The organism is Enterobacter sp. 148H3 (assembly GCF_034107425.1).
Classification (GTDB): domain Bacteria; phylum Pseudomonadota; class Gammaproteobacteria; order Enterobacterales; family Enterobacteriaceae; genus Enterobacter; species Enterobacter vonholyi.
In genome coordinates this window covers 139347-157796 of record NZ_JAWNEI010000009.1, presented here as the reverse complement: position 1 = coordinate 157796, position 18450 = coordinate 139347, and the positions used below count along the sequence as shown (strand labels likewise).

Genomic DNA, 18450 nt, shown 5'->3' with positions numbered 1-18450 from the left:
TTAAGAAGGCGCTATGACATCACCAATGCCCCCTGGGCAAACGTCATTATTGTTGCAGATGACACAGCGCCTCGCGCTGTCCGACGCGCATTTTCGTCGGATATGTCAGTTAATCTACCAGCGTGCGGGGATCGTGCTTGCGGATCATAAGCGGGACATGGTCTACAACCGTCTGGTGCGGCGCTTGCGTACGCTGGGGCTGGATGATTTTGGCCGCTATCTGAGCATGCTCGAGGCGAACCAGAACAGCGCCGAGTGGCAGGCTTTTATTAACTCGTTAACCACCAACCTGACGGCATTTTTCCGTGAAGCTCACCACTTCCCGGTTCTGGCCGAGCATGCGCGCCGTCGCACCGGGGAGTATCGCGTCTGGAGTGCGGCCGCCTCGACGGGTGAAGAGCCATACTCGCTGGCGATCACCCTTGCCGATACGCTGGGAATGACGCCGGGACGCTGGAAGGTCTACGCCAGCGATATCGATACTGAAGTGCTGGAGAAGGCGCGTAACGGCGTTTATCGCCAGGATGAACTGAAAACGCTGTCGCCGCAGCAGCTGCAGCGTTATTTCATGCGCGGGACGGGCCCGCATGAAGGCCTGGTGCGCGTACGCCAGGAGCTGGCGAACTGCGTCGAATTCGCGCCCGTTAACCTGCTGGATAAGCAGTACAACGTGCCGGGGCCGTTCGACGCCATTTTTTGCCGTAACGTCATGATCTATTTTGATAAAACGACGCAACAGGACATTCTGCGTCGGTTTGTTCCGTTGCTCAAGCCTGACGGTTTACTGTTTGCCGGGCACTCGGAAAACTTCAGCAACCTCGTGCGTGAGTTTAGCCTGCGTGGGCAAACGGTATATGCGCTGAGTAAGGAAAAAGCATGAGTAAAATCAGGGTGTTGTCAGTCGATGATTCAGCGCTGATGCGTCAGATCATGACTGAAATTATCAATAGCCACAGCGACATGGAGATGGTGGCAACCGCGCCCGATCCGCTGGTAGCGCGGGATTTAATTAAAAAATATAACCCCGATGTGCTAACGCTGGATGTCGAGATGCCGCGCATGGATGGCATCGATTTCCTCGAAAAATTAATGCGGCTGCGGCCTATGCCGGTGGTGATGGTCTCCTCCCTGACCGGGAAAGGATCTGAAATCACCCTGCGCGCGCTGGAGCTGGGGGCGGTGGATTTTGTCACCAAGCCGCAGCTTGGCATTCGCGAAGGGATGCTGGCCTACAGCGAGATGATCGCCGAGAAGATCCGCACCGCTTCGCGTGCGAAGCTTGCCGCCCACACGCCGATGGCCGCGCCGGCGACCCTGAAGGCCGGTCCATTACTCAGCTCGGAAAAACTGCTGGTCATTGGAGCGTCAACCGGAGGAACAGAGGCAATTCGTCATGTACTCCAGCCATTGCCGCTTTCAAGTCCGGGTATTCTGATCACTCAGCATATGCCGCCAGGCTTTACCCGTTCGTTCGCCGAACGCCTGAACAAGCTGTGCCAGATCAGCGTGAAAGAGGCGGAAGACGGCGAGCGCGTGCTCCCGGGGCATGCCTATATCGCGCCGGGCGACAAGCATATGGAGCTAGCGCGCAGCGGCGCTAACTATCAAATCAAAATTCATGACGGACCGCCGGTCAACCGGCACCGTCCGTCGGTGGATGTGCTGTTTCATTCGGTGGCGAAACATGCGGGGCGCAACGCCGTAGGGGTGATCCTGACGGGGATGGGCAACGACGGTGCCGCCGGAATGCTTGCAATGCACCAGGCTGGCGCCTGGACGATTGCGCAGAATGAAGCAAGTTGTGTGGTGTTCGGCATGCCGCGCGAGGCCATCAATATGGGTGGCGTGAGCGAAGTGGTCGATCTTAGCCAGGTAAGCCAGCAGATGCTGGCGAAAATCAGTGCCGGACAGGCAATACGTATTTGACTCAGGAGTATTATTTTATGGCGGATAAAGAGCTTAAGTTTTTGGTTGTGGATGACTTTTCCACCATGCGTCGCATCGTACGCAACCTGCTGAAAGAGCTGGGCTTCAACAACGTTGAAGAAGCAGAAGATGGCGTTGATGCGCTGAACAAACTGCAGGCTGGCGGGTTTGGTTTTGTTATCTCCGACTGGAACATGCCAAACATGGACGGTCTGGAACTGCTGAAAACTATTCGTGCCGATGCGGGAATGGCCTCTATGCCGGTTCTGATGGTCACTGCAGAAGCGAAAAAAGAGAACATCATTGCCGCTGCACAGGCGGGCGCAAGCGGCTATGTGGTGAAGCCATTCACCGCGGCAACCCTGGAAGAGAAGCTCGGTAAGATCTTCGAGAAACTCGGCATGTGAGGTGATGGAAATGTTGCAACCTGCTATGAAACCCGTTGAAGAACACTCGCCGAGCGATATCATCGTCCGCATCGGCAGCCTGACGCGCATGCTGCGTGACAGCCTGCGCGAGCTGGGTCTGGATCAGGCGATTGCCGAAGCGGCGGAAGCTATTCCTGATGCCCGCGATCGTCTGGACTATGTCGTGCAGATGACCGCTCAGGCTGCGGAACGTGCGCTGAACAGCGTTGAAGCATCACAGCCGCACCAGGATGCGATGGAAAAGGGGGCGAAAGCCCTGAGCAAACGCTGGGACGAGTGGTTTGAAAACCCTATCGAGCTGGCTGATGCCCGCGAGCTGGTAACGGATACTCGTCAGTATCTTGGCGATGTGCCGGGCCACACCAGCTTCACCAACGCCCAGCTACTGGACATCATGATGGCGCAGGATTTCCAGGACCTGACCGGTCAGGTCATCAAGCGCATGATGGATGTTATCCAGGAGATTGAGCGCCAGCTGCTGATGGTTCTGCTGGAGAACATTCCGGAACCGGCAGCCCGTCCAAAACGCGAGAACGAAAGCCTGCTCAATGGTCCACAGCTCGACGCCACCAAGGCAGGCGTTGTGGCAAGCCAGGATCAGGTAGACGACCTGCTGGACAGCCTCGGCTTCTGATAGTCCTTTCCGCCTCAGGAGGTTACGCCGCCTGAGGCGGTTTGCGACAAAATCACCGAAAAGAGCCCGAATAAACGGGCTTTTCCCGCCATTGGATTTCCGCTGCGCTGGCATGATACCCGTGACGTAATGGGCTGAGCATGCACTGTGGCAGAAGAGAACGACGACAAAACGGAAGCCCCCACACCCCACCGACTAGAAAAGGCGCGTGAGGAAGGGCAAATCCCCCGATCCCGAGAATTGACCTCCCTGCTGATCCTTATCGTAGGCGTGTGCATTATCTGGTGGGGCGGGGAGTCGCTCGCCCGCAAGCTGGCGGGAATGCTGTCAACCGGCTTGCGTTTTGACCACAGCATGGTCAACGATCCGAATCTGATCCTCAGCCAGATTATTCAACTGATTAAAGGGGCCATGGTCGCGCTGTTGCCCCTGATTACCGGGGTCGTGCTGGTCGCGCTGGTCTCGCCGGTGATGCTCGGCGGTCTGGTTTTTAGTGCCAAATCGCTGCAGCCGAAATTTTCCAAACTCAACCCGCTGCCGGGCATTGCGAAAATGTTCTCTGCTCAGACCGGGGCCGAGCTGCTCAAAGCCATTCTCAAATCGGTGCTGATGGGCAGTTCCGCGGGGTTTTACCTCTGGTACCACTGGCCGGAAATGATGCGTCTTATCAGCGAATCGCCGCTCACCGCGATGAGCAACGCGCTGAATCTGGTCGGGCTTTGCGCACTGCTGGTGGTGCTCAGCATTATCCCGATGGTGGGTTTTGACGTGATCTTCCAGCTTTATACCCACTTCAAAAAGCTGCGCATGTCACGTCAGGACATCCGTGACGAATATAAGCAGATGGAAGGTGACCCGCACGTGAAGGGGCGTATCCGCCAGATGCAGCGTGCCGCCGCCCGTCGCCGCATGATGGAGGATGTGCCGAAGGCCGACGTCATCGTCACCAACCCGACGCACTATTCCGTTGCCCTGCGCTATGACGAAAACAAAATGAGCGCGCCGAAAGTGGTGGCAAAAGGGGCAGGGCTGATCGCGCTGCGCATCCGGGAAATTGGCACGGAACACCGCGTGCCGATCCTGGAAGCCCCTCCGCTGGCGCGTGCCCTGTACCGCCATGCGGATATTGGACAACAGATCCCGGGACAACTCTACGCCGCCGTGGCGGAAGTGCTGGCCTGGGTATGGCAGTTGAAGCGCTGGCGTCTGGCCGGCGGTCAACGGCCTGTGAAACCTGAGAACCTTCCGGTGCCTGCCGCGCTGGATTTTATGAACGAGAAGGACACTGATGGCTAATCTGGTGGCAATGTTGCGCCTGCCCGGCAACCTGAAATCGACCCAATGGCAGATTCTGGCCGGGCCGATTCTGATCCTGCTAATTCTGTCGATGATGGTACTGCCGCTTCCGGCGTTCATCCTCGATCTGCTTTTCACTTTCAATATTGCGCTCTCCATTATGGTGCTGCTGGTGGCGATGTTCACCCAGCGTACTCTGGAGTTCGCCGCGTTCCCGACCATTCTGCTGTTTACCACCCTGCTGCGACTGGCGCTGAACGTGGCGTCCACGCGTATCATCCTGATGGAAGGTCACACCGGGGCGGCAGCTGCAGGTAAAGTGGTGGAGGCGTTCGGCCACTTCCTGGTGGGTGGCAATTTCGCTATCGGTATCGTGGTGTTCGTCATCCTCGTGATCATCAACTTTATGGTCATCACCAAAGGTGCAGGGCGTATTGCGGAAGTGGGCGCGCGCTTTGTGCTCGACGGAATGCCGGGCAAGCAGATGGCGATCGACGCCGACCTGAATGCCGGTCTTATCGCCGAAGATGAAGCCAAAAAACGCCGTGCGGAGGTGACGCAGGAGGCGGACTTCTACGGCTCAATGGACGGTGCGAGTAAGTTTGTGCGCGGTGACGCCATCGCGGGCATTCTGATCATGGTGATTAACGTGGTCGGCGGCCTGCTGGTGGGCGTGCTGCAGCATGGGATGGACATGGGCCACGCGGCGGAAAGCTATACGCTGCTGACTATCGGTGACGGTCTGGTCGCGCAGATCCCGGCGCTGGTTATCTCCACTGCGGCGGGTGTGATTGTGACCCGCGTGAGCACCGATCAGGACGTTGGCGAGCAGATGGTGGGCCAGCTGTTCAGCAACCCGCGCGTGATGCTGCTGGCCGCTGCGGTTCTCGGGTTGCTCGGCCTGGTGCCGGGGATGCCAAACCTCGTCTTCCTGCTGTTTACGGCGGGGCTGCTGGGGCTTGCCTGGTGGATGCGTGGCCGTGAAACCAAACCGGCAGCGGAACCTGTTCAGGTCAAAATGCCGGAGAATACCCAGGCCGTCGAAGCGACCTGGAACGACGTTCAGCTGGAAGATTCCCTGGGAATGGAAGTCGGGTATCGCCTGATCCCGATGGTCGATTTCCAGCAGGACGGCGAGCTGCTCGGCCGTATCCGCAGTATCCGTAAAAAATTCGCGCAGGATATGGGCTTCCTGCCGCCGGTGGTACACATCCGCGACAATATGGACCTGCCGCCCGCGCGCTATCGCATCCTGATGAAAGGTGTCGAAATTGGCAGCGGTGATGCCTATCCGGGCCGCTGGCTGGCGATTAACCCCGGCACCGCCGCAGGCACGCTGCCGGGCGAGCAAACTATCGATCCGGCCTTTGGCCTGGCCGCTATCTGGATTGAAAGCGCCCTGAAAGAGCAGGCGCAGATCCAGGGGTATACGGTTGTTGAAGCCAGTACCGTGGTGGCGACCCATCTTAATCACCTGATTGGGCAATTCTCGGCGGAGCTGTTTGGCCGTCAGGAAGCGCAGCAGCTGCTGGACCGCGTCACGCAGGAGATGCCGAAGCTGACGGAAGATCTGGTCCCGGGCGTGCTGACCTTAACCACGCTGCACAAGGTGCTGCAAAACCTGCTCGACGAGAAGGTGCCGATCCGCGATATGCGCACCATTCTGGAAACCCTTGCCGAACACGCGCCGATACAAAGCGATCCGCACGAGCTGACGGCGGTGGTGCGCGTGGCGCTGGGACGCGCCATTACCCAGCAGTGGTTCCCGGGAACCGGGGAAGTGCAGGTGATCGGACTCGATACGCCGCTTGAGCGTCTGCTGCTGCAGGCTCTGCAGGGCGGAGGCGGTCTGGAGCCGGGCCTGGCGGACCGTCTGCTTGCGCAAACGCAGGAGGCGCTGGCGCGTCAGGAGATGCTCGGCGCGCCGCCGGTGCTGTTGGTGAACCACGCGCTGCGTCCGCTGCTGTCCCGCTTCCTGCGTCGTAGCCTGAACCAGCTGGTCGTGCTGTCGAATCTGGAGCTGTCGGATAACCGTCATATCCGCATGACCGCGACGATTGGAGGAAAATAATGCGTAAATGGCTTTGGATGTTGCTCTTCCCGCTGGCGGCGCAGGCTGCCGGGGGGGGCACCTGGCAGGCGAGCAGCATGGGGGTGACCCTCAGCAATCGCGGTGTTGCTATGTCGTCTAACCCGCTGGCGCCTTCAGAAGAGGTCTCCGGTCAGATGGGCCTTGTGGTCTGGAACTATCGGCTGATTGGCCCTACGCCAGCGGGCTTGCGGGTGCGCCTCTGCTCTCAGACGCGCTGTACCGAAATCGACGGCGAAAATGGGACAACGCAGGCGTTCAACGGCGTACCGGCTATTGAACCTTTGCGTTTCATCTGGGAAGTGCCGGGTGGGGGGCGTTTGATTCCGGCGCTGAAGGTGCAAAGCAATTCCGTCATCGTGAACTATCGCTGACGGTTGGATTACCAGGACTGCAAAAACAAAACCCGGCGATTGCCGGGTTTTTTGTATTACATGCGTTCTACGGTTTCGATACCCAGGGTATCCAGACCCAGCTTCAGGGTCTTCGCCGTCAGCTGCGCCAGCTTCAGGCGGCTGTTGCGAACCGATTCGTTTTCCGCAGACAGAATAGGGCAGTGCTCGTAGAAGCCGGAGAACAGACCCGCCAGGTCGTACAGGTAAGCACACATTACGTGCGGCGTGCCGTCACGCGCGACAACCGTCAGCGTCTCTTCGAACTGCAGCAGACGCGCCGCCAGCTGTGCTTCACGATCTTCGGTGATGGTCACGGCGGCATTCGCCAGCACGCTTTCGTCGATATTGGCTTTACGGAATACCGAGAGCACGCGGGTATAGGCGTACTGCATGTATGGCGCCGTGTTACCTTCAAACGCCAGCATGTTATCCCAGTCGAAGATATAGTCGGTGGTACGGTTTTTGGAGAGATCCGCGTATTTCACCGCACCGATACCCACGGCGTTGGCCAGTTTTTCCAGCTCGTCGGCCGGCATGTCCGGGTTCTTCTCGGCCACCAGACGACGGGCGCGTTCCAGCGCTTCGTCCAGCAGGTCGGACAGCTTCACCGTACCGCCCGCACGGGTTTTGAACGGCTTGCCGTCTTTACCCAGCATCATGCCGAACATGTGGTGTTCCAGCGGAACGCTGTCCGGCACGTAACCGGCTTTACGCACGATGGTCCACGCCTGCATCAGGTGCTGGTGCTGACGGGAGTCGATGTAGTACAGCACGCGGTCGGCATGCAGCGTTTCGTAACGGTATTTCGCGCAGGCAATGTCGGTCGTGGTGTAGAGATAACCGCCATCCTTTTTCTGAATGATCACGCCCATCGGTTCACCTTCCTTGTTTTTGTACTCATCAAGGAACACAACCGTTGCGCCTTCGCTCTCCACCGCCAGGTTTTTCGATTTCAGGTCAGCCACAATGCCGGGCAGCATTGGGTTGTACAGGCTTTCACCCATTACGTCATCGCGGGTCAGGGTGACGTTCAGACGGTTATAGGTCAGCTGGTTCTGGGACATGGTGATGTCAACCAGCTTGCGCCACATTTCGAGGAAGTATTGATCGCCGCCCTGCAGTTTAACCACGTAACTACGCGCACGTTCGGCAAAAGCTTCGTCTTCGTCGTAGTGTTTTTTGGCTTCGCGATAGAACCCTTCCAGGTCCGCCAGCGCCATTTCACCCGCGTTTTCCTGCTGCTGTTTTTCCAGGTAAGCGATCAGCATGCCAAACTGGGTGCCCCAGTCGCCCACGTGGTTGGCGCGGATCACCTTGTGACCGAGGAACTCGAGCGTGCGCACTGCGGCATCACCGATGATGGTGGAGCGCAGGTGGCCAACGTGCATCTCTTTCGCCACGTTCGGCGCAGAATAGTCGATCACGACGGTCTGCGCTTCCGGCTGGGACACTCCCAGACGATCGGATTTCAGCGCCGCGTCAACGTGGCTTGCCAGGAAAGCAGGCTCAAGGAAGATGTTGATAAAGCCCGGACCGGCGATTTCGGTTTTGCTGGCAATGCCGGAAAGATCCAGATGCGTCAGTACCTGCTCAGCAAGCTGTCGCGGCGGCATGCCCAGTTTTTTAGCCACTGCCATCACGCCATTAGCCTGATAGTCGCCAAACTGTACTTTTGCTGACTGACGAACCTGCGGTTCGCAATCCGCAGGGGCACCTGCGGCAATCAGTGCCTGACTGACTTTTTCGGAGAGAAGAGCCTGAATATTCACCTGGATACCTTACGTTTTTGATGCGGGCTTATAACCGCCCGCGCCAGTTAAAGAATTTAGGGCGGGAGTATACTGCAAATGCCTTCTGACGTCAGCAGTGCGGGGCCTGAAGATTGCTCAGAATCCAGGCAGTGAAGGTGTGCATAATCATGCAGTCGCAAAAAGCCGGTTTCTGAGGTTGGTCAAAACAGGGCAACAGAGTAAATTAGCGGCTTTGCGACATGAAAAGAGAATGACTTATGGCGAACTGGCAATCCATTGACGAACTGCATGATATTTCCGCAGATTTACCGCGCTTCACCCAGGCGTTCACAGAACTTGCCACCCGTCTGGGTCTGGATATTGCGCCGCTTGAGGCCGATCACATCTCTTTGCGCTGTCATCAGAATGCCACCGCCGAGCGCTGGCGTCGCGGGTTCGAACAGTGCGGCGAGTTACTGTCCGAGAATATCATTAATAGCCGCCCCATCTGCCTGTTCAAACTGCATGAGCCGGTGAACGTGGCGCACTGGCAGTTCAGCGTGGTTGAACTGCCGTGGCCAGGCGAGAAACGCTATCCGCACGAAGGCTGGGAACATATCGAGATTGTCCTGCCGGGTGAGCCGGAGACGTTAAACGCGCGCGCGCTGGCCCTGTTAGCGGACGAAGGCTTAAGCCAGCCGGGAATTTTTGTGAAGACCAGTTCTCCCAAAGGCGAGCGCGAGCGGTTACCTAACCCGACGCTGGCCGTTACTGACGGACAGGTTACGGTGAAGTTTCATCCGTGGACCATTGAGCAGATCGTTGCCAGTGAAGCATAAGAGATGTGAGTTCACGCCGGGACCGAAAACGAACGGCGTGTCATGATGTTTCGCTTAGTGGAATTTCAGGAGGATTAAATGGCGCTGCTGGAGATTTGTTGTTACAGCGTGGAGTGTGCCGTGACCGCGCAAAAGCACGGGGCTGACCGCATTGAACTGTGCGCGGCACCCAAGGAGGGCGGGTTGACGCCGTCTTACGGCGTGTTGAAGTCAGCCCGTCAGGCCGTCACTATTCCCGTTCACCCAATTATTCGTCCGCGCGGCGGTGATTTTTGTTACACGGCGGGCGAGTTCAGTGCCATGCTTGATGATATCGCCCTCGTTCGGGACCTGGGGTTTCCAGGGCTGGTGACCGGGCTGCTGGATGAAGACGGCAATATCGATATACCGCGTATGCGTCAGATTATGAGCGCCGCGCAGGGGATGGCCGTCACTTTTCATCGCGCATTTGATATGTGTAAAGATCCGCTTCAGGCCTTTGAAACGCTTGGAGAACTTGGCGTGGCGCGCATCCTGACATCGGGTCAGCAGGCGTCAGCTGAAAAAGGACTGCAATTAATTACGGAACTAAAAGCACATTCTGGTGTTCCAATAATAATGGCGGGTGCGGGAGTCCGCGCCAGCAATCTGGAACGGTTTTTAAACGCCGGGGTAGAAGAGCTGCACAGCTCCGCGGGGAAATGGATACCTTCGCCCATGCGTTATCGCAATACAGGATTGTCAATGTCGACGGATGCTGAAGCGGATGAGTATTCACGCTATGGCGTAGAGGGAGAGTCGGTTGCGGAAATGAAGTCGCTGATTGAGCGCCATCACGTGTAGCAACGTACCGATTTTTACCGCGCATCATGTCGCCCAATATGATGCTTGCTTGTACCAGGCCCCTGCCAATTACACAGGGGCCTTTTTTTCTCCTTCATATTTCAAGCCGCAGCTGCGTTGGCCGCCTTGCTGCAACTTGAACTATTTCGGAGAAAACGTGCTACGAGTAGGCCGGGTAAGGCGCAGCCGCCACCCGACTAAAAGACTACGGCTTAGTCGCAATCAACACCGCACGCATCGGGGCCGGATAACCTTCGATGGTTTTGCTGTGATCGGTTGGGTCAAGGAACTGCTCCAGCGATTCGGTGATCATCCAGTCGGTGCGGCGCTGCTCTTCGATTGAGGTCACGCTGACATCGGCAATACGCACATCCACAAACCCGCATTTCTCCAGCCAGTTCTTTAGCGCCAGCGCGGAAGGGATGAAGTAAACGTTGCGCATCTGCGCGTAACGATCGCCCGGCACCAGAACGGCATGTTCATCGCCTTCAATCACCAGCGTTTCGAGCACCAGCTCGCCGCCGCTGACCAGCTGATCTTTCAATTGCCACAGGTGTTCAAGCGGGGAGCGGCGGTGATAAAGCACGCCCATGGAGAACACGGTATCAAACGCTTTCAGAGCTGGCAGCTGCTCAATGCCCAGCGGCAGCAGGTGCGCGCGCTGGTCGTTACCCAGCAGCTTACGTACCGCTTCAAACTGGCACAGGAACAGCTGCATCGGGTCAATGCCTACCGCCAGATGCGCGCCCGCGCCAATCATGCGCCACATGTGGTAACCGCTGCCGCAGCCCACGTCCAGAATGGTGCGCCCGGTCAGGTCGGAAAGGTGGGGCAGAACGCGATCCCATTTCCAGTCCGAGCGCCATTCGGTATTGATGTTCACGCCGTAAAGTGAAAACGGCCCTTTGCGCCACGGCATCAGGTTACGCATCAGCGTTTCGATGCGGTTGATCTGCCCTGGCGGAAGCGGTTCTTCACTCTCTGCAGTGACGCTGTGCAGAAGATCCAGACGATGCGGGGTCAGTTCGGGCAGAAACTCCACAGCATTTGACCACTGCTTTAACAGGCCGTGCTGCTGGTCCCGCTGCCAGGCGGCAATCTGCGCGGGCAAGGTTTCCAGCCAGTGGGAGAGCTGGTTTTTGGCAATCAGCTGATAGAAGTTACTGAACTCGATCATGCCGGTTTCCCCGCTTTCAGCGCCACCAGCGAACCAAAGTTAAAGCACTGGAACCACAGTTCGCTGTGCTCAAAACCGGCTTTACTCAGACGCGCTTTGTGGGTTTCTACGGAATCCGTCAGCATCACGTTTTCGAGCATGCTGCGCTTCTGGCTGATCTCCAGCTCGCTGTAGCCGTTCGCACGCTTGAAATCGTGGTGCATATTGAACAGCAGCTCGCCAACCTCGGCATCTTCGAAGCTGAATTTCTCCGAGAGCACCAGCGCGCCGCCAGGATTCAGCCCCTGATAAATTTTGTCCAGCAGCAGCTGGCGGTCTTCCGGTACCAGGAACTGAAGCGTGAAATTCAGCACCACCATCGACGCGTTGTTGATCTCAATCTCGCGGATATCACCTTCCACCACGTCTACCGGAACAGGAGCTTTGTACGCGTCAATATGGCGACGACAGCGCTCAACCATGGCCGGGGAGTTATCGACGGCAATAATGCGGCAGCCTTCGTGGTGAACGTTACGACGAACCGACAGCGTTGCCGCGCCGAGCGAGCAGCCCAGGTCATAGACCTGCGTGCCGGGTTGAACGAAGCGCTCAGCCAGCATGCCGATCATAGAGATAATATTGGAATAACCGGGAACAGAGCGCTGGATCATATCCGGGAAGACTTCGGCTACCCGTTCATCGAAGGTCCAGTCGCCCAGGCTGGCGATAGGCGCGGAAAAAAGCGTGTCGCGATCTGACATAACGTAAAAATCCGGGAAAAATAAAGTGGCGTATTGTGCGCTAATGGAGGGAGAAAACCAACTCCCACGGCATATACCACAGGTTAGCCAGCACCATCAGCAAAAGTGAACACCAGGTTGCACTCATGCCGGAACGACGCCAGCGAATTAAGCGATGGTGAAAGCCGTAATAGTGCATCAGGCGGCCAGCAATAAGCAGCAGGCCACAGATGTGCACCATCCAGGTTTCTGCGCCATTCATCTCCATAAACAGCAGCAGGATTAAGGCTGCAGGGATGTATTCGACCGCGTTGCCATGAATGCGGATAGCGCTTTGTAGCTCTGAAAACCCGCCGTCACCGTAGGAGACGCGGTAGAGCGTTCTGAGGCGCACAACATCAAATGAAAACTTAATCAGCAGTAATGCACCTAACACCGCATACAGCGCGCTGACCATACAAACTCCCTGTTTTTGGCAGATGGCACTTCACTATGATAGGGGGTGATATCAGAAAAGAGAAGATTGTTGTGGGATGGAAGGGGCGCTTCCCACGGACGGCACCGCAGCCTGCAAGGCCTGCCATAGAGCATCGACCAGTTCCGGGGCCTGGGCAATATCCGGCGTGTGCAAAAAAAGATACGGCGTGGTGGTGTGTTCCCACGATGCCAGTTTTTCCAGCCAGACGGTGAACAGCGCCTGGTTTTGCTGCATGTTATCGCTGCCGATAAACCTGACCATTGGGTTCTGTGCGGTCACGATGGCGTGGACCGGCACTTTCGGTTTTTTACGCTGAGCTTCAACGATGGCTTCGCTATGCGGGATAGCGCTGTGCACCGGACGGCTGTCGAGGATCACCCGGTTAACGGAACGCTCAAGCAGGCCGCGATTGAGCGCTTTTTCCGCTTCGCCCTTAGCAAAAAACTCGGGATGCCTGACTTCAACGCCGTAGGTAAACTCCCGGGGCAGGGCGTCCAGAAACGTCCACAGCGCGGGCAGGTCGCGCGGGCCAAAGACGGCCGGAAGCTGCAGCCAGTACTGGCCGATGCGGTTTGCCAGAGGCGCCATCCGGGCAAAGAATTCGTCAGTCAACTCACCACAGTTTCGCAGCGCGGCCTGGTGCGAAATGGTGGCCGGAAACTTGAAGCAGAAGCGGAAGTCATCGGTCGTTTGTTCCCGCCAGCGCGCAACAATCTCGGCTTTCGGGAGCGCATAGAGGGTGGTGTTACCCTCGACGCAGTTGAAGTGCCGGGCATATTCCTCAAGGCTGGTGATGCCAAGGCGCACCCATTTCGGGTGCGACCACTGGGGTAAACCGACATATATCATAGCGCGCTGACAATCTCATCCGTGCTGCGCACGCGGCCGATGCGCGGGAAGATGTGGGTCATGCTGCCATGATGCTGTTCTGCGGAGGCCGCGCTGCAGGCATCTTCGGCGATCACCAGATTAAAGCCGAGTTCCCACGCGTTGCGGGCAGTCGACTCCACGCCGATGTTGGTGGAAATACCGCACAGGATAATGGTGTCAATGCCGCGACGGCGGAGCTGCAGTTCAAGATCGGTGCCGTAGAATGCGCCCCACTGACGTTTGGTCACTTCAATATCGCTGTCGCGTTTACCCAGTGAGGCCGGGTACGTCCACCAGTTTTCCGGCAGGGCGCGTGCAGGAGCCTGGGCATCAACGGGCTGTTTTAACGCTTCGGCGTAATCAGCAGACCAGCCGACGCGCACCATGACAACCGGGGCACCGCTGGCGCGGCATTTTTCCGCCAGGCGGGCGGCGCGGCTGACTACATCTTCCGCGGTATGCGGGCCGCCGGCGAAGGGCAAAATGCCTTCCTGTAAATCAATCACGACAAGCGCGGTTTTACTGGCATCAAGTGTTAACATCGTTACTCCCGTTAAATGAATCACTTCCGGACACCATACGACGTGATGGCCTGTTCCTGGGCGGATAATTTTGTTAATTTTTGTGAGAATGCGCAATAAGAGTGCAGCAAACGACCGCCAGGCCGTGGTTCGCTCTTATCGTCCGGCGGAATTTCCAGTATAATAGCCGCCTTTTTTCATCCAGTTGTGACATACAGAAAGCTGCGACATAGTAGCCTGCATACCAGGCGACATTTAGCCTGCGGCTAATTAAGGGATATCTCATGCGTACAGAATATTGCGGGCAGCTGCGTCAGTCCCACGTCGGACAGCAGGTAACCCTGTGTGGTTGGGTCAATCGTCGTCGTGATCTTGGTAGCCTTATCTTCATTGATATGCGCGACCGCGAAGGTATCGTTCAGGTGTTCTTCGATCCGGATCGCGCTGATGCGTTGAAGCTGGCCTCTGAGCTGCGTAATGAGTTCTGCATTCAGGTCACCGGCACCGTGCGTGCGCGTGACGAGAAAAACGTTAACGCCGACATGGCGACGGGTGCCATTGAAGTGCTGGCGTCCGATCTGACGATCATTAACCGTGCTGAAGCGCTGCCGCTGGACTCCAACCACGTCAACACTGAAGAAGCGCGTCTGAAATACCGCTACCTGGATCTGCGTCGCCCGGAAATGGCTCAGCGCCTGAAAACCCGTGCGAAAATCACCAGCCTGGTGCGTCGCTTTATGGATGACCACGGTTTCCTCGATATCGAAACCCCGATGCTGACCAAAGCCACGCCGGAAGGTGCGCGCGATTACCTGGTCCCATCCCGCGTTCATAAAGGCAAATTCTACGCGCTGCCGCAGTCTCCACAGCTGTTCAAACAGCTGCTGATGATGTCCGGCTTCGATCGCTACTATCAGATCGTGAAATGCTTCCGCGACGAAGACCTGCGTGCTGACCGCCAGCCTGAATTTACCCAGATCGATGTGGAAACCTCCTTCATGACCGCCGAGCAGGTGCGTGAAGTGATGGAAGCCCTGGTGCGTAGCCTGTGGAACGACGTTAAAGGCGTTGAGCTGGGCGATTTCCCGATCATGACCTTCGCGGAAGCCGAGCGTCGTTATGGCTCTGACAAACCAGACCTGCGTAACCCGATGGAGCTGGTGGACGTTGCAGACCTGGTGAAAGCCGTTGAGTTTGCCGTCTTCTCCGGCCCGGCTAACGATCCGAAAGGTCGCGTGGCGGCCCTGCGCGTACCGGGTGGTGCAGCACTGAGCCGTAAGCAGATCGACGATTACGGCAACTTCATCAAGATCTACGGCGCTAAAGGTCTGGCCTATATTAAAGTGACCGAGCGTGCGAAAGGTCTGGAAGGTATCACCAGCCCGGTCGCGAAATTCCTGAACGCTGACATCGTGGAAGCGATCCTTGAGCGCACAGGCGCGCAGGACGGCGACATGATCTTCTTCGGCGCAGATAACAAGAAAGTTGTTGCGGATGCGATGGGCGCGCTGCGTCTGAAGCTCGGCAAAGACCTGAACCTGACCGACGAGAGCAAATGGGCGCCGCTGTGGGTTATCGACTTCCCAATGTTTGAAGACGACGGTGAAGGCGGCCTGACCGCGATGCACCACCCGTTCACCTCGCCAAAAGAGATGACGGCGGCAGAGCTGAAAGCGGCACCGGAAGAGGCCGTCGCCAACGCCTACGATATGGTCATTAACGGCTACGAAGTGGGCGGCGGTTCCGTGCGTATTCACAGCGGTGAAATGCAGCAGACCGTGTTCGGCATCCTGGGCATCAACGAGCAGGAGCAGCGCGAGAAATTCGGCTTCCTGCTGGACGCGCTGAAATACGGTACGCCTCCGCACGCGGGTCTGGCCTTTGGTCTTGACCGTCTGACCATGCTGCTGACCGGCACCGATAACATCCGTGATGTTATCGCCTTCCCGAAAACCACTGCCGCAGCGTGTCTGATGACCGAAGCGCCAAGCTTTGCCAACCCGGCCGCACTGGCTGAGCTGGGCATTGAGGTGGTGAAGAAGGAAGAGAAAAACTGATATGACATATAAGCTCCCCGTTTCGGTCCTGGTGGTCATTTATGCAGAAGACACGAAGCGGGTGCTGATGTTGCAGCGGCGCGATGACCCTGAATTCTGGCAGTCGGTTACCGGCAGTCTGGAAGAGGGGGAGACCGCGCCGCAGGCCGCCGCGCGTGAAGTAAAGGAAGAGGTCGCCATTGACGTTGCCCGCGAGCAACTGACCCTGAAGGACTGTCAGCGCACGGTGGAGTTCGAAATTTTTAGCCATTTACGTCATCGCTACGCGCCGGGTACCGAGCGCAATACGGAGTCGTGGTTCTGTCTCGCGCTCCCCCATGAACGGGAGATCGTGTTTACCGAACACCTGACCTACCGCTGGGTGAATGCGGCGGATGCCGCCGCGCTGACCAAGTCGTGGAGCAACCGGCAGGCGATTGAAGAATTTGTAATTAACGCTGCCTGAAAAGGCGCGCTCTTTGAGGATATTTTTATGGCAGGTCATAGTAAGTGGGCCAACACCAAACACCGCAAAGCGGCACAGGATGCCAAGCGCGGTAAGATCTTTACCAAAATCATTCGCGAGCTGGTGACGGCAGCGCGTCTGGGCGGCGGCGACCCGGCGTCTAACCCGCGTCTGCGCGCGGCGGTAGATAAAGCGCTGTCTAACAACATGACGCGTGACACCCTGAACCGTGCAATCGCACGTGGCGTGGGCGGTGACGAAGACGCGAACATGGAAACCATCATTTATGAAGGTTACGGTCCTGGCGGTACGGCGGTGATGGTTGAGTGCCTGTCCGACAACCGTAACCGTACCGTTGCGGAAGTGCGCCACGCGTTCACCAAAACCGGTGGCAACCTGGGCACTGACGGTTCCGTTGCGTACCTGTTCAGCAAAAAAGGCGTCATCTCTTTCGAGAAAGGCGACGAAGATGCGATCATGGAAGCGGCGCTGGAAGCCGGTGCGGAAGACGTAGTGACCTTCGACGACGGTGCTATCGACGTTTATACCGCATGGGAAGAGATGGGTGCCGTGCGCGACGCGCTGGAAGCGGCAGGCCTGAAAGCGGACAACGCTGAAGTCTCCATGATCCCGTCCACCAAAGCGGACATGGATGCGGAAACCGCACCAAAACTGCTGCGTCTGATCGACATGCTCGAAGACTGTGACGACGTGCAGGAAGTGTACCACAACGGTGAAATCTCTGATGAGGTTGCAGCGACTCTCTGATGAGAGCGTATAAATCCGTTACAGGAGACGCGTGATGTCGATTATTCTCGGGATTGACCCAGGCTCACGCGTCACCGGTTATGGCGTTATCCGTCAGGTGGGACGCCAGTTAACCTACCTGGGCAGCGGCTGTATCCGCACCAAAGTTGACGATCTGCCGTCGCGCCTGAAGCTCATTTATGCGGGCGTATCGGAGATCATCACCCAGTTTCAGCCGGACTATTTCGCCATCGAGCAGGTCTTCATGGCGAAAAACGCCGATTCGGCGCTGAAGCTCGGCCAGGCGCGTGGCGTTGCCATTGTCGCTGCCGTGAACCAGGATTTGCCGGTATTTGAATACGCGGCGCGTCAGGTTAAGCAGACGGTGGTGGGTATTGGTAGCGCGGAGAAAAGTCAGGTGCAGCACATGGTGCGTACCCTGCTGAAGCTGCCTGCTAACCCGCAGGCTGACGCCGCGGATGCGCTGGCGATTGCGATTACCCACTGTCACGTGAGCCAGAACGCGATGCAAATGAGCGAGTCACGGCTCAATCTGGCGCGAGGCAGGTTACGATAATGACAAATCAGGCTGGATGTTTATCCAGCCTTTTTTTATTATGTCGGCAGTTAATTTCTTCAGAACGCAGGAGCGTCACGTGATAGGCAGACTCAGAGGCATCATCATTGAAAAACAACCCCCGTTAGTGCTGCTGGAAGTGGGTGGCGTGGGCTATGAAGTCCATATGCCGATGACCTGCTTCTACGAGCTGCCGGACGCGGGCAAAGAGGCGATTGTCTTTACCCAGTTTGTGGTGCGTGAAGATGCCCAACTGCTGTACGGCTTCAATAACAAGCAGGAACGCACGCTGTTCCGCGAGCTGATTAAAACCAACGGCGTCGGGCCGAAGCTGGCGCTGGCGATCTTATCCGGCATGTCTGCACCACAGTTTGTGAATGCCGTTGAGCGCGAAGATCCTGCGGCGCTGATTAAGCTTCCGGGTATCGGTAAGAAAACGGCAGAGCGTCTGATTGTCGAGATGAAAGACCGCTTTAAAGGCCTGCATGGCGATCTCTTCACGCCGGCGGCCGATCTGGTACTGACCTCTCCAGGTGCGCCTGCGACGGATGATGATGCCGAGCAGGAAGCGGTTGCCGCGCTGGTGGCGCTGGGCTATAAACCTCAGGAGGCCAGCCGTATGGTGAGCAAAATTGCCAAACCGGACGCCAGCAGTGAAACCCTGATTCGTGAAGCGCTGCGCGCTGCATTGTGAGGTAAA

At 57.3% G+C, this 18450-nt stretch carries 20 protein-coding genes; 14 read left to right on the top strand and 6 right to left on the bottom strand.

Going from position 1 to position 18450, the window contains the following annotated elements; all coding sequences use genetic code 11:
- Positions 1-13 precede the first annotated feature (13 nt).
- The 7 genes from cheR (at position 14) to flhE (ending at position 6747) form a co-directional block, all read left to right on the top strand.
- On the top strand, positions 14-880 hold the full coding sequence (cheR, locus tag USH94_RS14820) for a protein-glutamate O-methyltransferase CheR (RefSeq protein ID WP_111964829.1): 867 nt from the start codon (positions 14-16) through the stop codon (positions 878-880).
- A complete protein-coding gene (locus tag USH94_RS14815; RefSeq protein ID WP_008500430.1) occupies positions 877-1926 on the top strand; it encodes a protein-glutamate methylesterase/protein-glutamine glutaminase in 1050 nt (349 codons plus the stop codon). Before cheR ends, USH94_RS14815 begins: the two co-directional genes overlap by 4 nt.
- 17 nt (positions 1927-1943) lie before the next feature.
- Complete coding sequence (gene cheY / locus USH94_RS14810; protein ID WP_008500431.1) at positions 1944-2333, top strand: chemotaxis response regulator CheY; 390 nt, start codon at positions 1944-1946, stop codon at positions 2331-2333.
- A 10-nt stretch (positions 2334-2343) separates the two neighbouring features.
- The gene (gene cheZ / locus USH94_RS14805; RefSeq protein ID WP_111964828.1) at positions 2344-2988 is read left to right on the top strand and encodes a protein phosphatase CheZ; all 645 of its coding nucleotides are present in this window, start codon (positions 2344-2346) and stop codon (positions 2986-2988) included.
- Positions 2989-3135: 147 nt separating this feature from the next.
- Positions 3136-4284 carry a flagellar biosynthesis protein FlhB gene (gene flhB, locus USH94_RS14800; RefSeq protein ID WP_048992249.1) on the top strand — a complete coding sequence of 383 codons (1149 nt, stop codon included), beginning with the start codon at positions 3136-3138 and terminating at the stop codon, positions 4282-4284.
- Positions 4277-6355, top strand: coding sequence for a flagellar biosynthesis protein FlhA (flhA, locus tag USH94_RS14795; protein ID WP_111964827.1), 2079 nt, complete (start codon positions 4277-4279; stop codon positions 6353-6355). The genes flhB and flhA overlap by 8 nt, the downstream gene beginning before the upstream one ends.
- Complete coding sequence (gene flhE / locus USH94_RS14790; RefSeq protein WP_111964826.1) at positions 6355-6747, top strand: flagellar protein FlhE; 393 nt, start codon at positions 6355-6357, stop codon at positions 6745-6747. The genes flhA and flhE overlap by 1 nt, the downstream gene beginning before the upstream one ends.
- 56 nt (positions 6748-6803) lie before the next feature.
- Here the strand turns inward: flhE and argS are convergent, their stop codons facing one another.
- The gene (gene argS, locus USH94_RS14785; RefSeq protein WP_111964825.1) at positions 6804-8537 is read right to left on the bottom strand and encodes an arginine--tRNA ligase; all 1734 of its coding nucleotides are present in this window, start codon (positions 8535-8537) and stop codon (positions 6804-6806) included.
- Positions 8538-8776: 239 nt separating this feature from the next.
- On the opposite strand from argS, the gene USH94_RS14780 reads away from it, so the two are divergent.
- Complete coding sequence (locus USH94_RS14780) at positions 8777-9337, top strand: VOC family protein (RefSeq protein WP_111964824.1); 561 nt, start codon at positions 8777-8779, stop codon at positions 9335-9337.
- A gap of 78 nt (positions 9338-9415) precedes the next feature.
- Positions 9416-10159: a copper homeostasis protein CutC gene (cutC, locus tag USH94_RS14775; RefSeq protein ID WP_111964823.1), complete on the top strand. Its 744-nt coding sequence runs from the start codon at positions 9416-9418 to the stop codon at positions 10157-10159.
- Between the two features lie 205 nt (positions 10160-10364).
- Here the strand turns inward: cutC and cmoB are convergent, their stop codons facing one another.
- The 5 genes from cmoB to USH94_RS14750 are packed head-to-tail and all read right to left on the bottom strand — an operon-like array spanning position 10365 to position 13945.
- The gene (gene cmoB / locus USH94_RS14770; protein ID WP_111964822.1) at positions 10365-11336 is read right to left on the bottom strand and encodes a tRNA 5-methoxyuridine(34)/uridine 5-oxyacetic acid(34) synthase CmoB; all 972 of its coding nucleotides are present in this window, start codon (positions 11334-11336) and stop codon (positions 10365-10367) included.
- Positions 11333-12076, bottom strand: a complete 744-nt coding sequence (gene cmoA / locus USH94_RS14765) for a carboxy-S-adenosyl-L-methionine synthase CmoA (protein ID WP_111964821.1) — start codon at positions 12074-12076, stop codon at positions 11333-11335. Before cmoA ends, cmoB begins: the two co-directional genes overlap by 4 nt.
- Before the next feature lie 40 nt (positions 12077-12116).
- Positions 12117-12512, bottom strand: a complete 396-nt coding sequence (locus USH94_RS14760) for an MAPEG family protein (protein WP_021240443.1) — start codon at positions 12510-12512, stop codon at positions 12117-12119.
- Positions 12513-12563: 51 nt separating this feature from the next.
- Entirely contained in the window at positions 12564-13382 is an 819-nt protein-coding gene (locus tag USH94_RS14755) for a DUF72 domain-containing protein (RefSeq protein ID WP_111964820.1), read from the bottom strand.
- Positions 13379-13945: a hydrolase gene (locus USH94_RS14750; RefSeq protein ID WP_111964819.1), complete on the bottom strand. Its 567-nt coding sequence runs from the start codon at positions 13943-13945 to the stop codon at positions 13379-13381. Before USH94_RS14750 ends, USH94_RS14755 begins: the two co-directional genes overlap by 4 nt.
- Before the next feature lie 263 nt (positions 13946-14208).
- Between USH94_RS14750 and aspS the strand changes: the two genes are divergently transcribed.
- From aspS to ruvA, 5 genes are all read left to right on the top strand, one after another.
- Positions 14209-15981, top strand: a complete 1773-nt coding sequence (gene aspS, locus USH94_RS14745; protein WP_111964818.1) for an aspartate--tRNA ligase — start codon at positions 14209-14211, stop codon at positions 15979-15981.
- Position 15982: 1 nt separating this feature from the next.
- On the top strand, positions 15983-16426 hold the full coding sequence (gene nudB, locus USH94_RS14740) for a dihydroneopterin triphosphate diphosphatase (RefSeq protein ID WP_008500446.1): 444 nt from the start codon (positions 15983-15985) through the stop codon (positions 16424-16426).
- A 27-nt stretch (positions 16427-16453) separates the two neighbouring features.
- Positions 16454-17194, top strand: a complete 741-nt coding sequence (locus USH94_RS14735; RefSeq protein WP_008500447.1) for a YebC/PmpR family DNA-binding transcriptional regulator — start codon at positions 16454-16456, stop codon at positions 17192-17194.
- A gap of 34 nt (positions 17195-17228) precedes the next feature.
- Positions 17229-17750: a crossover junction endodeoxyribonuclease RuvC gene (gene ruvC, locus USH94_RS14730; RefSeq protein ID WP_003859749.1), complete on the top strand. Its 522-nt coding sequence runs from the start codon at positions 17229-17231 to the stop codon at positions 17748-17750.
- A 79-nt stretch (positions 17751-17829) separates the two neighbouring features.
- Positions 17830-18444, top strand: coding sequence for a Holliday junction branch migration protein RuvA (gene ruvA, locus USH94_RS14725; RefSeq protein ID WP_023617042.1), 615 nt, complete (start codon positions 17830-17832; stop codon positions 18442-18444).
- Positions 18445-18450: the final 6 nt, after the last annotated feature.

Coding starts and splice junctions, on each gene's coding strand:
- ruvC (WP_003859749.1), top strand. CDS start 17,229: ATGTCGATTATTCTCGGGATTGACCCAGGCTCACGCGTCACCGGTTAT.
- nudB (WP_008500446.1), top strand. CDS start 15,983: ATGACATATAAGCTCCCCGTTTCGGTCCTGGTGGTCATTTATGCAGAA.
- flhE (WP_111964826.1), top strand. CDS start 6,355: ATGCGTAAATGGCTTTGGATGTTGCTCTTCCCGCTGGCGGCGCAGGCT.
- cheZ (WP_111964828.1), top strand. CDS start 2,344: ATGTTGCAACCTGCTATGAAACCCGTTGAAGAACACTCGCCGAGCGAT.
- cmoB (WP_111964822.1), bottom strand. CDS start 11,336: ATGATCGAGTTCAGTAACTTCTATCAGCTGATTGCCAAAAACCAGCTC.
- USH94_RS14755 (WP_111964820.1), bottom strand. CDS start 13,382: ATGATATATGTCGGTTTACCCCAGTGGTCGCACCCGAAATGGGTGCGC.
- aspS (WP_111964818.1), top strand. CDS start 14,209: ATGCGTACAGAATATTGCGGGCAGCTGCGTCAGTCCCACGTCGGACAG.
- USH94_RS14815 (WP_008500430.1), top strand. CDS start 877: ATGAGTAAAATCAGGGTGTTGTCAGTCGATGATTCAGCGCTGATGCGT.
- USH94_RS14780 (WP_111964824.1), top strand. CDS start 8,777: ATGGCGAACTGGCAATCCATTGACGAACTGCATGATATTTCCGCAGAT.
- flhA (WP_111964827.1), top strand. CDS start 4,277: ATGGCTAATCTGGTGGCAATGTTGCGCCTGCCCGGCAACCTGAAATCG.
- cheR (WP_111964829.1), top strand. CDS start 14: ATGACATCACCAATGCCCCCTGGGCAAACGTCATTATTGTTGCAGATG.
- USH94_RS14760 (WP_021240443.1), bottom strand. CDS start 12,512: ATGGTCAGCGCGCTGTATGCGGTGTTAGGTGCATTACTGCTGATTAAG.
- cmoA (WP_111964821.1), bottom strand. CDS start 12,076: ATGTCAGATCGCGACACGCTTTTTTCCGCGCCTATCGCCAGCCTGGGC.
- cheY (WP_008500431.1), top strand. CDS start 1,944: ATGGCGGATAAAGAGCTTAAGTTTTTGGTTGTGGATGACTTTTCCACC.
- USH94_RS14750 (WP_111964819.1), bottom strand. CDS start 13,945: ATGTTAACACTTGATGCCAGTAAAACCGCGCTTGTCGTGATTGATTTA.
- cutC (WP_111964823.1), top strand. CDS start 9,416: ATGGCGCTGCTGGAGATTTGTTGTTACAGCGTGGAGTGTGCCGTGACC.
- USH94_RS14735 (WP_008500447.1), top strand. CDS start 16,454: ATGGCAGGTCATAGTAAGTGGGCCAACACCAAACACCGCAAAGCGGCA.